The organism is Pseudomonas putida (genome assembly GCA_041879295.1).
Taxonomy (GTDB): Bacteria; Pseudomonadota; Gammaproteobacteria; order Pseudomonadales; family Pseudomonadaceae; genus Aquipseudomonas; species Aquipseudomonas putida_Y.
The window spans coordinates 3,712,139-3,724,430 of record CP047152.1 but is presented as its reverse complement, the minus strand read 5'-3'; the positions used below and the strand labels follow the sequence as shown (position 1 = coordinate 3,724,430).

The following is a 12,292-nucleotide window of genomic DNA, read 5'->3' as shown; positions in this document are numbered from 1 at the left end:
CACGAAGGAATCAGGTGCGGGGAGGACGCCAATGATCGGGGGGGGGCCTGGTCAGAAGGCCTTCGCCATAGGTATCGACAGGGCGGGGAGTCGAGAAGGTGAGCGCGGGCTCGAGCATGCTGACCTGCAATGTGCTTGCGGTCCTGCATTCCTGGCCGATTTTGCAGGCCTTGTTGGCGTGCTGAGAGGTTTTCCCCTGATCCTGGTCCTGACAGCAGTCGTGCTCCATCCCTGCCATCATCTGCATGCCCATGGTTTGCATGGGGCAAGGCTCGATGGCTGAGTCGACTCCCGCCATCCCGTTGAGAGGAAGCGAAAGTACGAGCATCAGGATAGTGAACAGTCGCAGGATGCGGATCATAGGGGCGAGTTTAGGTGATATTGGTTAGCGCAGCATTAACTGCGCCTTTACTTAAGAAAAACGCAATTACTTCTGTTTACTACTGCGACGTTGCAATCACCTCAACGTGCTTGGGTAAAGCAATAGAGATCAGGGCTGCGAGTAGCATGAAGGCCGAGGAAATCCATAAACAAGCTCCCAGCCCGTAGGCTTGGAATACCCAGCCCGAGAGCAGCGTACCAACCAGGCGACCCAGGGCGTTGGACATGTAGTAAAAGCCCACATCCAGCGAGACCCCATCTTCCTTGGCATAGCTGACGATCAGGTAGCTGTGCAGCGATGAGTTCACCGCGAATAGCACACCAAACAGCATCAACCCACCCAGCAGCACTACTTGCGCTGACCAGCCTGCCGACAGGCCCACGGCGATGAGCGCAGGTAGCCCGGCCAGGGCGATTGCCCAGATGAAGGCTGCTCGGCCGTCTGGCACATGACCACGCTTCTTGCCGGTGATGTGGGGGGCAAACGACTGGACGATGCCGTAGCCGATTACCCATGCGGCCAAGAAGCCACCGACCAGCCAGAAGTCCCAGCCAAACGCAGAGTTCAGGTACACCGGCAGAGCCACCACGAACCAGACATCCCGAGCACCAAACAAAAACAGCCGTGCGGCGGAGAGGATGTTGATGGCCCGGCTCTTGGACAGCATGTCGCGGAATTTCGGCTTGGCCTTGGCCTTGCCCAAGTCCTTTTTCAGCAGGATCAGACTGCCGATCCAAATCAGGGCCAGCACCGCCGCCATGGCCAGTACCGCCTGGCTGAAACCGAGCAGCGCAAGCAGTGCTCCCCCGAGGAAGAAGCCCACGCCTTTGAGCGCGTTTTTCGAGCCCGTCAGGATGGCCACCCATTTGTAGAGGGTGCCTTGCTGGCTGTCCGGCACCAGGAGCTTGATGGAGCTCTTGGCGCTCATCTTGTTCAGGTCCTTGGCGATGCCGGAGAGCGCCTGGGCGGCCATTACCCACGGCACCGTCAGCGAGGCTGCTGGTACCGTGAGCATCAGTAGGGCGACGACCTGCATGCCAAGGCCGATGTTCATGGTGCGGTTTAACCCCAGGCGGGCGCCGAGGTAGCCACCCACGAGGTTGGTGATCACGCCGAACACTTCGTAGAACAGGAACAGCGCCGCAATCTGCAGCGGCGTGTAGCCCAGCGAATGGAAGTGCAGTACCACCAACATGCGCAATGCGCCGTCGGTGAGGGTGAAGGCCCAGTAATTGCCGGTAACCAGCAGGTACTGACGCACTTCCGCAGACAGGGCTGACAACGCCTTCATGATCGCCGTTTACTCCGCTGCGCCGACTAAGCGTGCCAGTTCCGCGGCACGGTTGGCGTAGCCCCACTCGTTGTCGTACCAGGCGTAGATCTTCACCTGGGTACCGTTGACTACAAGGGTGGACAGCGCATCGATGATCGAGGACCGCGGATCGGTGCGGTAGTCGATGGACACCAAGGGGCGCTCTTCGTAGCCCAGAATGTCCTTCAGCGGCCCTTCGGCAGCGGCTTTCAGCAGCGAGTTGACCTCTTCAGCCGTCGTCTCACGTTCCACTTCGAACACGCAGTCGGTCAGCGAGGCGTTGGCCAGCGGTACACGCACGGCATGACCATTCAGCTTGCCGCGCAGTTCGGGGAAGATCTCGGCGATTGCGGTGGCCGAGCCTGTGGTGGTCGGGATCAGGCTCATGCCTGAGGCACGGGCACGACGCAGGTCCTTGTGCGGTGTATCGAGGATGCTCTGGGTATTGGTGAGGTCGTGAATGGTGGTGATCGAGCCGTGGCGGATGCCCAAATTCTCGTGAATCACCTTGACCACCGGGGCCAGGCAGTTAGTAGTGCAGGAAGCGGCGGTGACGATACGATGCTGCGCCGGGTCGAACAGGTGCTGGTTGACGCCCATCACCACGTTCAGTGCGCCTTTCTCCTTTACTGGAGCGCAGACGACCACACGTTTGGCGCCTTGATCCAGGTAGGCCTGGAGCACGGCTACCGACTTCATCTTGCCGCTGGCATCGATGACCAGGTCGCAGCCCGACCAGTCGGTGTCCGCGATGGTCTTGTTGGCGGTGACCTTGATGCGCTTGCCCTCGATCACTACCGCGTCGCCCTCTGCGCAGGCTTCACGGTGCCAGCGTCCGTGGATCGAATCGAAGTTGATCAGATGGGCATGGGTCTCGGCGTCACCGGCCGGGTCATTGATCTGCACAAACTCGAATTCCGGCCAGTCCCAGGATGCGCGAAGCGCCAAGCGACCAATACGGCCAAACCCATTGATACCTACTTTGATAGCCATGTTCTTGTTCTCGAATCGCGATTAGCGAAAGGTCAGAGGGTGTCGCTGAACTGGTTGATATACCCAACGTGCGCAGGGTTCTGGATCGCACGTGGACGCAGGGCCTGGACCTGGGAAACAGCTTCCTGCACAGGGATGCCGCACTCGATCATCAGGCGGGCGGCAAACAGGCCGGTGCGGCCAGAGCCGCCCTTGCAGTGAATGGCGATCGTCTTACCGGTCATCACCAGCTCTTTCAGGCGTTCCCGGTGAGCCTCCCAGGCGGCCGCAAACGGCTCACCGGGCGCTTCGTCGTCCTCGACCGGCAGGTGGAACCATTCGAGGCCCAGCAGTTGGCACTCCTCGGGAAGCAGATCGATCTCGTTCTGCAGCAGTTCTTCACTCGGCATCAGGGTTACCAGCGCGCTCGCGCCGGCATCGTGCAACGTTGCCAGAGCCTGAGATACCGATGTCTCCTTGGTACCGGGGCACGGAGTGAAGATCAGCTGGCCGACCAGTTCGGAATTAGCCAACACGGAATACGGGTGCAATTGCATGCTCACAAAGCCTCAAATGGATCGTTGATTGACACGCTTGGATAGTTCTTCAGCCGACTCTTTACGTTCGGAGTAGCGATCGACCAGGTAGTCGGAGCGATCACGAAGCAGCAGGGTGAACTTCACCAACTCCTCCATTACGTCGACGACACGGTCGTAGTACGAAGAGGGTTTCATGCGACCCGCCTCGTCAAATTCCAGGTAGGCCTTCGGCACGGACGACTGGTTAGGGATGGTGAACATGCGCATCCAGCGGCCGAGGACGCGCAGCTGGTTGACCACGTTGAACGACTGCGAGCCGCCGCAGACCTGCATCACCGCGAGGGTTTTGCCTTGAGTGGGGCGCACGGCGCCCATGCTCAGTGGAATCCAGTCGATCTGCGACTTGAACACGCCGGTCATTGCACCGTGGCGTTCCGGCGAGCACCAGACCATGCCTTCGGACCACAGCACCAGATCGCGCAGCTCCTTGACCATGGGGTGGTCATCGGGCACGTCATCCGCCAGTGGCAGCCCGGTCGGATTGAAGATCCGCGTCTCGGCACCGAAGTGCTCTAGCAGGCGTGCCGCTTCTTCCGTCAGCAGGCGGCTGAACGAGCGTTCGCGGGTCGATCCGTACAGCAGCAGAATGCGAGGCTTGTGGGTGGACTTTGGCTCGACTGCCAACTTGTCTGCTGTCGGCAGGTCGACCAGATCGTTGTCGATATTGGGGATGTGGTGTTCGGTCATGATTTACTCCTGAGACAAGGCGCCAGATGGCTGATCGAACCAGCGGCGCTTGAGCCACAAGGCCACGCCCACCAGGGAGATCAGTACCGGCACTTCCACCAAGGGCCCGATGACGGTGGCAAATGCGACCGGCGAGGCAAGACCGAAGGTGGCGATGGCCACGGCAATGGCCAGTTCAAAGTTGTTGCTCGCTGCGGTGAACGCCAGCGCAGTGGTACGTGGGTAGTCAGCTTCCAGCAGCTTGCCCATCCAGAAGCTGATGAAGAACATCACCACAAAGTAGATGGTCAGCGGGATAGCGATGCGCAGCACATCCAGCGGCAGTTGCAGCACCATGTCGCCTTTCAGGCTGAACATGGCGACGATGGTCAGCAGCAGTGCCACGAGGGTCAGCGGGCTGATCTTCGGGATGAAGCGCTCCTGGTACCAGGTCTCGCCCTTGCTGCTGATCAGAATCTTGCGGGTCAGGAAACCAGCCAGGAACGGGATGCCCAGGTAGATCAGCACCGATTGAGCGATATCGAGGAAGCTGGTCTCAATGACGCTACCTTCAAGGCCAAACAGCGGCGGCAACAGGCCCAGGAAGATCCAGGCGTACACGCTGAAGAACAGGATCTGGAAAATGCTGTTGAAGGCGACCAGACCGGCCACGTACTGGTTGTTGCCACCGGCGATCTGGTTCCACACCAGCACCATGGCGATGCAGCGTGCCAGGCCGATGAGGATCAGGCCGGTCATGTACTCAGGCTTGTCGGAAAGGAAGACAACGGCTAGCCCGAACATCAGGACCGGGCCGATCACCCAGTTCTGGATCAGCGACAGGGCAAGGATGCGCTTGTCCTTGAAGACTTGCGGCAACTCCTCGTATTTCACCTTCGCCAGAGGTGGGTACATCATGACGATGAGGCCAATGGCGATGGGGATGTTTGTCGAGCCTACCGACAGGCTATTCAGCCACGCAGGCAATCCCTGGAACAGGCTGCCCAGACCAATGCCCAGGCCCATGGCCAGAAAGATCCAGACCGTCAGGTAGCGGTCTAGGAATGAAAGTCGGCTTTTGCTCATGGTGGATCTCCCTAAACGTCAGAGCGTTCCGATGCGGGCCAGCTCGACCTTGAGCTGCGCGGCATCCAGTTGGTCGAAAGGCAGTGCGATGAATGCCTTGAGGCGTCGCTTGATCTGCTCAAGCGTGTTGTCGAATGCCGCGTCCAGCTCGGCGGCACTACCGTGCAAATCCGAAGGGTCAGAAAGTCCCCAGTGGGCTTTCACTGCTGGTCCGAAGAACACGGGGCAGGCTTCGCCAGCGGCCTTGTCGCAGACAGTGATGACAAAGTCCGGTGCCAGCTCGGCATGCGCGTCACTGGACTTGCTGCTGAGGCCCTCGGTGGAGATACCGGCACGCTGCAGCGCGGTGATGGACAGCGGGTGCACCTCACCCTTTGGCTGGCTGCCGGCGCTGTAGGCCTTCATGCCGGCCGGGGCCAGATGATTGAAAACAGCCTCGGAGAGGATGCTGCGGCAGCTATTGGCGGTGCAGAGGAACAGAACTTTCATCGGGTTTTCTCGGCAATGATCAGCAGCAGGAGGCGACGCGTTGAGGGCGGTCACCCATGGTGTCCAGTCGTTTGGTGCTAGTACTTAGCCATTCGCGGTTGGCTTCCAGCGTCGTCGCCAGGACCTCACGTACCCAGGCGGGAAGCGATGGATGCAGCCGGTAATAAACCCACTGGCCCTGACGGCGGTCTTCCAGCAGGTCACAGGTGCGCAGTTGCGCCAGGTGGCGAGAAACCTTGGGCTGGCTTTCTTCCAGCGCGCAGGTCAGTTCACAGACGCAGAGTTCTTCCTCGCGAGCGATCAGCAGCATCATCCGAATGCGGTTCTCGTCGGCGAGGCATTTGAAAACCTTGGTGGGGGTCAGCGAGTCAGTCATAGCAATTCTCAGTGTTTGGTTTTCACCAGGACGAACATCTTGATGCGCTCATGAATCTCGTGAAGCGTGTGTCGGAAGGCATCGTGTTGGTCACTGGTGACAGGGTCTTCGAAGTTCCACGCCAGAACCTCGCCGAAGGCAGGCAACGTAAGGCACTCATGGGCTGCCTTGTCGCACAGCGTAATCACGTAGTCGAACCGCTCCCCTGCGAACTCATCGATGGACTTGCTGCGTAGAGCCTTGGTATCGATATCGAGATATTCGAGGGCTTCATAGGTGCGCGGATCGACTTGGCCAGGCTGGGTACCTGCGCTGAAGGCTTCGAAGTGAATAGGGTCTGTGTGTCGGAGCAAAGCTTCGGCGAGCTGGGAGCGAGCGGCGTTCGCGGTGCAAACAAACAGGACGCGGATCTTGCCAGTCATCACTTGGTACCCTGCGCGTATATGGTTTTTCGAATATACGCTTTTCCGAATGTATCGCAAGCCCTCGATGATGGGTGGCTTTACATGTGCACGTTTATGCACATATATTGACCGCATGACGATCAACCAAAATCTCCGTGCTCAAACCATCGACGCCGCCATCGAGTCGCTGGACGAGGCCTTCTTCAAAGCGCTTTGCGAGCCTTCCAGAGTCGCGGTTTTCAAGCGCGTGCTTTTGCTCGGCCGGGCTGATGTCGGCGAAATCGCCAAAGAGCTGCCACAGGAGCGCTCGGTGATCTCCAGGCACCTGCAGGTATTGCATGACGCCAAGATCGTGAAGGCTACCAAGGTGGGCAGGCAGGTGTTCTATGAAGTAAATGGCGAGGCGATCGTCGAGCGTCTGGAGGGTCTGCTCCAGCGAACCAAAGGTCTGGTTTCGCTCTGCTGTCCGTAGGCCGGCCTTTTTTTTGCCCTTATATATGCATGAGTGCGCACATATGAATGATTCGAATCGCGTTCTGGATGTGGTCGTCATCGGTGGTGGGCAAGCAGGTTTGGCGACTGGCTGGCATTTGCAGCAGCGCGGCTTGGAGTTCCTCATCTTGGATGAGCAGGCATCCCTTGGCGGGAACTGGCGTAACTACTACGAAAGCCTGCAGCTGTTCTCACCAGCTGAGTACTCTGCGCTGCCGGGGCGGGCGTTTCCTGGCGATCCCAAGGGCTACCCGCTGCGAGACGATGTGGTGCAGTACCTGGAGGCATACGCCGCCGAGTTTCAGTTGCCTTTCCAGGGCGGTACCCGAGTGGTGGCGGTCGTACAGAAGGAAAAGGCATTTGAGGTTCGCACCGCCAACGGAGCGACTTTCACTGCGCGTGCTGTGGTAGTGGCATCAGGGGGCTTCAGCTGTCCTTTCATGCCTGACATTCCTGGGCTGGAGAACTTTTCAGGACACTGTCTGCATAGCTCGGCTTATCGAACACCTGAGGCCTTTGCCGGCCAGCGTGTTGTCGTTGTGGGGGCAGCGAACTCGGCTGTTCAGATTGCCTATGAGCTTGCCGGCGTTGCACAGGTAGTGCTGGCTACCCGCGAGAAGATCCGCTTCTTCCCTCAGCGGATTCTTGGACTCGATTTTCATGCCTGGCTGAAATTCACCGGGTTGGAGCAAACACGATGGTTGAGTGATCAAAGCACTCCAGTGCTCGACACCGGCAAGTACCGAAAGGCACTGAGCAGCGGCAGACTTCAGCGCAGAGCCATGTTCCAGCAGGTACTGCCCGACGGTGTGATTTGGCCAGACAAAAGCAGCACCCAGATTGACGCGCTGATATTCGCAACAGGATTTCGCCCTAACCAGGAGTTTCTGGCGCAGCTCCCAGTCGTTGACCGGCACGGGCGTACGCTACAGCGAAACGGCGTGGCAATTCAGGTGCCTGGCTTGTACTTCGTGGGTCTGCCCAAGCAAAGGAATTTTGCCTCGGCGACCCTGCGAGGTGTTGGAGCTGATGCGGCATACCTGATGCCGCGGCTGCTTGAGCACTTGAGCGATAGGCGATTGCCTCACCTGTCCACTTCGCCCCGCACGATTTGAACTCGTGCAGGGCGAAAGAGCAGTCTCAGAGCATGGGGTTATGCGCGGCTTGCCGGTGTGCAGCAGCTCGACTTTTGGGCTGAAGGCGTTGCCAGGGGTTCCGGTGATGCACAGCAACTGGTTTGAGTAGTGGGCTTGGGTGCGCAGCAACTGGAAGCTTCATCTTGCTCCTCGAACTGAAGGCTGCAGACACCGGTTTCAGGCAGTTCGAGCTCGACACGCCGTGCCGCTTCCCAGTCGCCTGCAAGCCCGGCCATGATTGAGCGCACCTGCTCATACCCGGTAATCATCAGGAATGTCGGAGCACGACCGTAGCTCTTCATGCCTACGATAAAGATGCCTTCGTCGGGATGAGAGAGCTCATCGATGCCATGGGGGCGAACGGTACCGCAGCTGTGCTCATTCGGGTCGATCAACGGGGCCAACTGAACAGGGCTCTGTGTAGCCGGGTCGATAGCCAGTCGTAGCTCGCCCAGAAGCTGCAGATTAGGGCGGAAGCCAGTGGCGACGATGATCTCATCCACCTCTGGCAGAGCTTGGCCATTGCTGTGCACGACCAGCCCCTGTTCGGTCGTGTCGACCTGGCTGATGGAGATGTCCTGGTGTAGCGAGATCTTTCCTTGTTCGAGCAATGCACGGATTCGCAGACCCAGGCTGCCGCGCTCGGCCAATTTGTCATTGGCACCACCACCCAGAATTTTATCTAGCGAGTGTCCGCGAATAGCCCACGAAACCTGGGTACCGGGCAGTTGGACCAGATCCTGAAGAGCGTTGAATGCCGAGTGTCCGCCACCTACAACCAGCACTCGGCGCCCGAGATAACGATCGCGCGCATTGCCGCTGACATCGGGAATCCCATAGGCAATATGCGCTTTGGCGTTCAACTCTCCCAATGCCGGGATGCCGGATGCGCCCATCCAGTTCGGGGTCTCGTACGTGCCCGAGGCATCGATGACTGCGCGAGCTTGGATGTCTTGCTCACCCTTTGGCCCTTTAACACGCACCAGGAACGCGGCAGATTCGCGGCCTTTGGTTTTCTGCACATCAGCGCCGACTTTCGTCACAGCAGTGACGCGAGAGTTCAGATGAAGTCGTTCCTTGATGACTGGCAGCTCAGCTAGCGGGAGCAAGTAGTGATCCAGCAGTTCACGACCTGTGGGGTACGTGTCGGAATCAGGCGCTTGCCAGCCCGTTGCCGACAGTAACTTTGCAGCCTCCTTGTCTACGTTGTATTCCCAGGGCGAGAACATGCTGACGTGGCCCCATTGGCTAATGCTTTCTCCAGCCTGGCCGCCTGCTTCAAAAATGAGTGGGTTCATACCCCGGGCCACTGCGTGCGCAGCAGCCGCCAGCCCCACGGGGCCGGCGCCGATGATTACGATGGGAAGATCAGATTGGCTCATGCTCGTTCTCCTGTGTCAGGTTGGTTGGAGGGGAAGACTCGTTCAACGATGGCGCAATCAAGCCAGCGTCCTTCAAGGCATGCGTGTTTTTCATAGACGCCGACCTTCCGGAAACCGCAGGACTGGCAGAGCGCAAGGCTCGCTTCGTTGAAGGTGAAAATGCGGGAAAGGACTTTCCAGAAGCCCCGTGCCTCTGCTTCGCTCAACAGTGCGTTCAGCAGTGCCTTGCCGATGCCACGCCCACGGACATCTCGCCGTAAGTAAATCGAGAAATCAGCGATGCCGGCATAGCAGGAGCGCGCCCGGTAGCTGCTCAGGTTTGCCCACGCCACTACTGCGCCGTCTAGCTCGACGACCAGCACCGGGAAGCGAGACATATCGGCAACCCAGGGCTGTACATCCATGGCGGTCCGAGGCTGGGTCTCAAACGTAGAGCTACGGTCATCGATCCCTTGGTTGTAAATCTCGGCGATGGCCTGAACATCACCGAGCTGAGCGGGGCGAATGTGCATCTGGCTTCCTTTTTAAGTTGGTAGTAACAACAATTTAGATAAAAAAGGGGGATCTCCCCCTCATTATTCTTGCGGCTTCGCTGAGCAACTCTCGTTTGCCAAGCCGCAACGTACCTCAGCAGCGCGGGTCAGCTGCCGCAGGAGCGTCAGGGCTCCCTGGCGTACTTCCGGTGCCATGCAACTGATCATCGCCTTTTCTTCATTGATGAGGTCATCGCGGATGCGCTCATACAGGTCGGCACCGGCTTCGGTAGCCTGGACCCGCACGGCACGACGGTCTTCCGGATCTTCCACGCGGGAGACATACCCCTTGCGTTCCAGCGTATCGACGACACGGCTAGCCGTGCTCTTGTCCAGGAACATTTCCTCGGCCAGGGCCTGCAGACGTAGTGGTCCCTGCTTCACCAAGGTCTCGATGGCGTAGCACTGGGTGACGGATACGTCATAGCAGCAGATGCGATCGCGATCCCTGAACTGGTAGACGCGCACCAGCTGGTTCAGGGCTTCGTAGAGGTCTTCAGCATCACGGCTAAGGTCGTCGTTGTGCTCGTTCAGCATGTCATTTCCAGTTAGTTGTTACCTGCAACAATATGGGCGATGAGCGCGCTCGTCAACTGACCGGTCATCAGATTGACCTTTCAGAGCTCCGTCGACTACATTGGTTGTTACTAACAACCATAACAAGGACTGCCGTGACTCGACATGAACAGCTCCTGCCAGCCAACGTGGGTCGCGCTCGGTTAGTGTTCACCTTGGGCATCACCCAGATCTTGGCTTGGGCGTCGACGTTCTACCTGCCGGCGGTCCTGGCAGGTCCAATTGCTCGCGATACGGGCTGGTCTCTATCGTTTGTCGTGGGCGGACTGTCCTGGGGCATGCTGGTTGCTGGCCTTTGCTCTCCGCTGGCTGGCCGACTGATTGATCGCCGCGGCGGGCGCTCGGTCCTTGTTTTCAGTTCGCTGATGCTGGGTGCTGGGCTCACGGTGATGTCGATGGCCAACTCTCTGTGGCTCTATTACCTGGCTTGGTCGCTCCTTGGCGTAGCCATGGCCACGGGTTTGTATGACGCGGCATTTGCAACTCTGGGGACGTTGCTGGGAGAGCGTGCGCGGGGTGCAATAACGGGGCTGACCTTGATTGGCGGCTTTGCCAGTACTGTTGGATGGCCCGCGTTGGCGGCACTGGAGTCATGGATAGGCTGGCGGGATACCTGCTTGGTACTTGCTGCGATACATGTTGTGGTTGGCTTACCTGTTCATTGGCTGGCGGTGCCGAAACCGCTCGGCTCAGGAAAAGAGTCAACCTCGGAAGACCTGGCGTCGGTGACGCTCGATGAACGTAGCCGCCGCCTTTTCTGGCTTGTTGCAGGGCTGCTGACAGTAGTCGCCTTCGTCATGGCCAGCCTGTCTGTTCACCTGCTCACGGCGCTCAAGCAACTGGGTCTGCCAACGGTCACGGTGTTGGCAGTCGGGATGGTCATTGGACCGGCCCAGGTGGTTGCCAGGGTGCTGGAATTTTCGATTGCCCGGCATCTTCATCCGAGCTGGTCGGCTCGCGTCGGTGTGATGGTAAGCCTCATCGGCATCTGCCTGTTTATCCCTGGTGTGCCTTGGCTGGCATTTCCTGGAGCGGCACTTTACGGCGCGGGAATGGGGATTCTGACCATCGCCCGAGGCACATTGCCGTTGGTGCTTTTTGGCCCCCAGGGATATGGCGCACGGATGGGAGCACTGGCGCGGCCCATGCTTCTCGCACAGGCCGCAGGTCCATTTGCTGCGGCCATTGTGTTGAGCGCTCAGGGCGCTCCTGTAATGCTTTTGCTGATGGCGATGATGATCGCGGTGGCACTCTGGGGAAGCATCAAGTTGCCCACAGACACTCATTTATGACCAGCAATAAGGGGCTTACAAATTGGCTACTTACGGTCCAAAAACAGAGCGGGCCGTACTGATCGCCTCCAACCCAGGGCTGTCGCTAAGCCGGCGTAACCGCACCGAAGCTAGGTAGCTTCTGCTTTGATCTACGACGAAGCGAACCGAAGATGATCTGGAGCGTTTGTATCGTCGGGCCATCCTACGAGGACTAGCCCTGTTAATAGTATGTTTTGATCTGGGGCCCTAATACCAGTACAACAAGAAGCTGCTGCGCGAAATCGACCGCCGGGTGCGATACCTGCGCAAGCGTCTTGAAGATGTGAAAGTAGTGGCCTACTCGCCTGAGCAGGAAGGCAAAGTGTTTTTCGGTGCCTGGGTAGAGATCGAGAACGACGAGGGCGAGACCATGAAGTTTCGCATTGTCGGCTACGACGAGATCTACGGGCGCAACGATTACATCTCGATCGATTCGCCCATGGCTCGCGCCTTGCTGAAGAAGGAGGAAGGTGATGAGGTGGTGGTGCATACACCTACCGGTGAGGCAACCTGGTATGTCAGCAGCATCAGTTATGGCCAGGGCGTTTCGACGGGCTGACTGGCCCGTCTTGCG

At 58.7% G+C, this 12,292-nt stretch carries 15 protein-coding genes and 1 pseudogene; 4 read left to right on the top strand and 12 right to left on the bottom strand.

The window, feature by feature from the left end; genetic code table 11:
• Positions 1 to 10: 10 nt before the first annotated feature.
• The 9 genes from GST84_17115 to GST84_17075 all read right to left on the bottom strand — a co-directional run bounded on the left by GST84_17115 (position 11) and on the right by GST84_17075 (position 6,304).
• A complete protein-coding gene (locus GST84_17115) occupies positions 11 to 361 on the bottom strand; it encodes a hypothetical protein (GenBank protein ID XGB13959.1) in 351 nt (116 codons plus the stop codon).
• A gap of 79 nt (positions 362 to 440) precedes the next feature.
• Positions 441 to 1,673, bottom strand: a complete 1,233-nt coding sequence (gene arsJ, locus GST84_17110) for an organoarsenical effux MFS transporter ArsJ (protein XGB13958.1) — start codon at positions 1,671 to 1,673, stop codon at positions 441 to 443.
• 9 nt (positions 1,674 to 1,682) lie between these two features.
• On the bottom strand, positions 1,683 to 2,687 hold the full coding sequence (locus GST84_17105) for an ArsJ-associated glyceraldehyde-3-phosphate dehydrogenase (GenBank protein ID XGB13957.1): 1,005 nt from the start codon (positions 2,685 to 2,687) through the stop codon (positions 1,683 to 1,685).
• Positions 2,688 to 2,719: 32 nt separating this feature from the next.
• Positions 2,720 to 3,223, bottom strand: coding sequence for a protein phosphatase (locus tag GST84_17100; GenBank protein XGB13956.1), 504 nt, complete (start codon positions 3,221 to 3,223; stop codon positions 2,720 to 2,722).
• A gap of 12 nt (positions 3,224 to 3,235) precedes the next feature.
• Entirely contained in the window at positions 3,236 to 3,952 is a 717-nt protein-coding gene (gene arsH, locus GST84_17095) for an arsenical resistance protein ArsH (GenBank protein ID XGB13955.1), read from the bottom strand.
• Positions 3,953 to 3,955: 3 nt separating this feature from the next.
• Complete coding sequence (gene arsB, locus GST84_17090; GenBank protein XGB13954.1) at positions 3,956 to 5,017, bottom strand: ACR3 family arsenite efflux transporter; 1,062 nt, start codon at positions 5,015 to 5,017, stop codon at positions 3,956 to 3,958.
• 18 nt (positions 5,018 to 5,035) lie between these two features.
• Positions 5,036 to 5,506: an arsenate reductase ArsC gene (locus GST84_17085; protein ID XGB13953.1), complete on the bottom strand. Its 471-nt coding sequence runs from the start codon at positions 5,504 to 5,506 to the stop codon at positions 5,036 to 5,038.
• Between the two features lie 19 nt (positions 5,507 to 5,525).
• The gene (locus GST84_17080; GenBank protein ID XGB13952.1) at positions 5,526 to 5,882 is read right to left on the bottom strand and encodes a metalloregulator ArsR/SmtB family transcription factor; all 357 of its coding nucleotides are present in this window, start codon (positions 5,880 to 5,882) and stop codon (positions 5,526 to 5,528) included.
• Between the two features lie 8 nt (positions 5,883 to 5,890).
• A complete protein-coding gene (locus GST84_17075; GenBank protein ID XGB13951.1) occupies positions 5,891 to 6,304 on the bottom strand; it encodes an arsenate reductase ArsC in 414 nt (137 codons plus the stop codon).
• A gap of 115 nt (positions 6,305 to 6,419) precedes the next feature.
• On the opposite strand from GST84_17075, the gene GST84_17070 reads away from it, so the two are divergent.
• Complete coding sequence (locus GST84_17070) at positions 6,420 to 6,758, top strand: metalloregulator ArsR/SmtB family transcription factor (GenBank protein ID XGB13950.1); 339 nt, start codon at positions 6,420 to 6,422, stop codon at positions 6,756 to 6,758.
• 43 nt (positions 6,759 to 6,801) lie between these two features.
• Positions 6,802 to 7,893 carry an NAD(P)-binding domain-containing protein gene (locus GST84_17065; protein XGB13949.1) on the top strand — a complete coding sequence of 364 codons (1,092 nt, stop codon included), beginning with the start codon at positions 6,802 to 6,804 and terminating at the stop codon, positions 7,891 to 7,893.
• A gap of 38 nt (positions 7,894 to 7,931) precedes the next feature.
• Here the strand turns inward: GST84_17065 and GST84_17060 are convergent, their stop codons facing one another.
• From GST84_17060 to GST84_17050, 3 genes are all read right to left on the bottom strand, one after another.
• Positions 7,932 to 9,296: an NAD(P)-binding domain-containing protein gene (locus GST84_17060; protein ID XGB13948.1), complete on the bottom strand. Its 1,365-nt coding sequence runs from the start codon at positions 9,294 to 9,296 to the stop codon at positions 7,932 to 7,934.
• The gene (locus GST84_17055; protein ID XGB13947.1) at positions 9,293 to 9,808 is read right to left on the bottom strand and encodes a GNAT family N-acetyltransferase; all 516 of its coding nucleotides are present in this window, start codon (positions 9,806 to 9,808) and stop codon (positions 9,293 to 9,295) included. The genes GST84_17060 and GST84_17055 overlap by 4 nt, the downstream gene beginning before the upstream one ends.
• Before the next feature lie 63 nt (positions 9,809 to 9,871).
• On the bottom strand, positions 9,872 to 10,366 hold the full coding sequence (locus GST84_17050; protein XGB13946.1) for a MarR family transcriptional regulator: 495 nt from the start codon (positions 10,364 to 10,366) through the stop codon (positions 9,872 to 9,874).
• A 134-nt stretch (positions 10,367 to 10,500) separates the two neighbouring features.
• Between GST84_17050 and GST84_17045 the strand changes: the two genes are divergently transcribed.
• Both GST84_17045 and greB read left to right on the top strand, forming a co-directional pair.
• Positions 10,501 to 11,697 carry an MFS transporter gene (locus GST84_17045; GenBank protein ID XGB13945.1) on the top strand — a complete coding sequence of 399 codons (1,197 nt, stop codon included), beginning with the start codon at positions 10,501 to 10,503 and terminating at the stop codon, positions 11,695 to 11,697.
• A gap of 157 nt (positions 11,698 to 11,854) precedes the next feature.
• Positions 11,855 to 12,277 (top strand): annotated as a pseudogene (gene greB / locus GST84_17040) (transcription elongation factor GreB).
• The last annotated feature ends 15 nt before the right edge of the window (positions 12,278 to 12,292 follow it).

Bases quoted from the DNA above. Each gene is read 5' to 3' on its own strand.
- GST84_17115 (XGB13959.1), bottom strand. From the start codon at position 361: ATGATCCGCATCCTGCGACTGTTCACTATCCTGATGCTCGTACTTTCG.
- arsJ (XGB13958.1), bottom strand. From the start codon at position 1,673: ATGAAGGCGTTGTCAGCCCTGTCTGCGGAAGTGCGTCAGTACCTGCTG.
- GST84_17105 (XGB13957.1), bottom strand. From the start codon at position 2,687: ATGGCTATCAAAGTAGGTATCAATGGGTTTGGCCGTATTGGTCGCTTG.
- GST84_17100 (XGB13956.1), bottom strand. From the start codon at position 3,223: ATGCAATTGCACCCGTATTCCGTGTTGGCTAATTCCGAACTGGTCGGC.
- arsH (XGB13955.1), bottom strand. From the start codon at position 3,952: ATGACCGAACACCACATCCCCAATATCGACAACGATCTGGTCGACCTG.
- arsB (XGB13954.1), bottom strand. From the start codon at position 5,017: ATGAGCAAAAGCCGACTTTCATTCCTAGACCGCTACCTGACGGTCTGG.
- GST84_17085 (XGB13953.1), bottom strand. From the start codon at position 5,506: ATGAAAGTTCTGTTCCTCTGCACCGCCAATAGCTGCCGCAGCATCCTC.
- GST84_17080 (XGB13952.1), bottom strand. From the start codon at position 5,882: ATGACTGACTCGCTGACCCCCACCAAGGTTTTCAAATGCCTCGCCGAC.
- GST84_17075 (XGB13951.1), bottom strand. From the start codon at position 6,304: ATGACTGGCAAGATCCGCGTCCTGTTTGTTTGCACCGCGAACGCCGCT.
- GST84_17070 (XGB13950.1), top strand. From the start codon at position 6,420: ATGACGATCAACCAAAATCTCCGTGCTCAAACCATCGACGCCGCCATC.
- GST84_17065 (XGB13949.1), top strand. From the start codon at position 6,802: ATGAATGATTCGAATCGCGTTCTGGATGTGGTCGTCATCGGTGGTGGG.
- GST84_17060 (XGB13948.1), bottom strand. From the start codon at position 9,296: ATGAGCCAATCTGATCTTCCCATCGTAATCATCGGCGCCGGCCCCGTG.
- GST84_17055 (XGB13947.1), bottom strand. From the start codon at position 9,808: ATGCACATTCGCCCCGCTCAGCTCGGTGATGTTCAGGCCATCGCCGAG.
- GST84_17050 (XGB13946.1), bottom strand. From the start codon at position 10,366: ATGCTGAACGAGCACAACGACGACCTTAGCCGTGATGCTGAAGACCTC.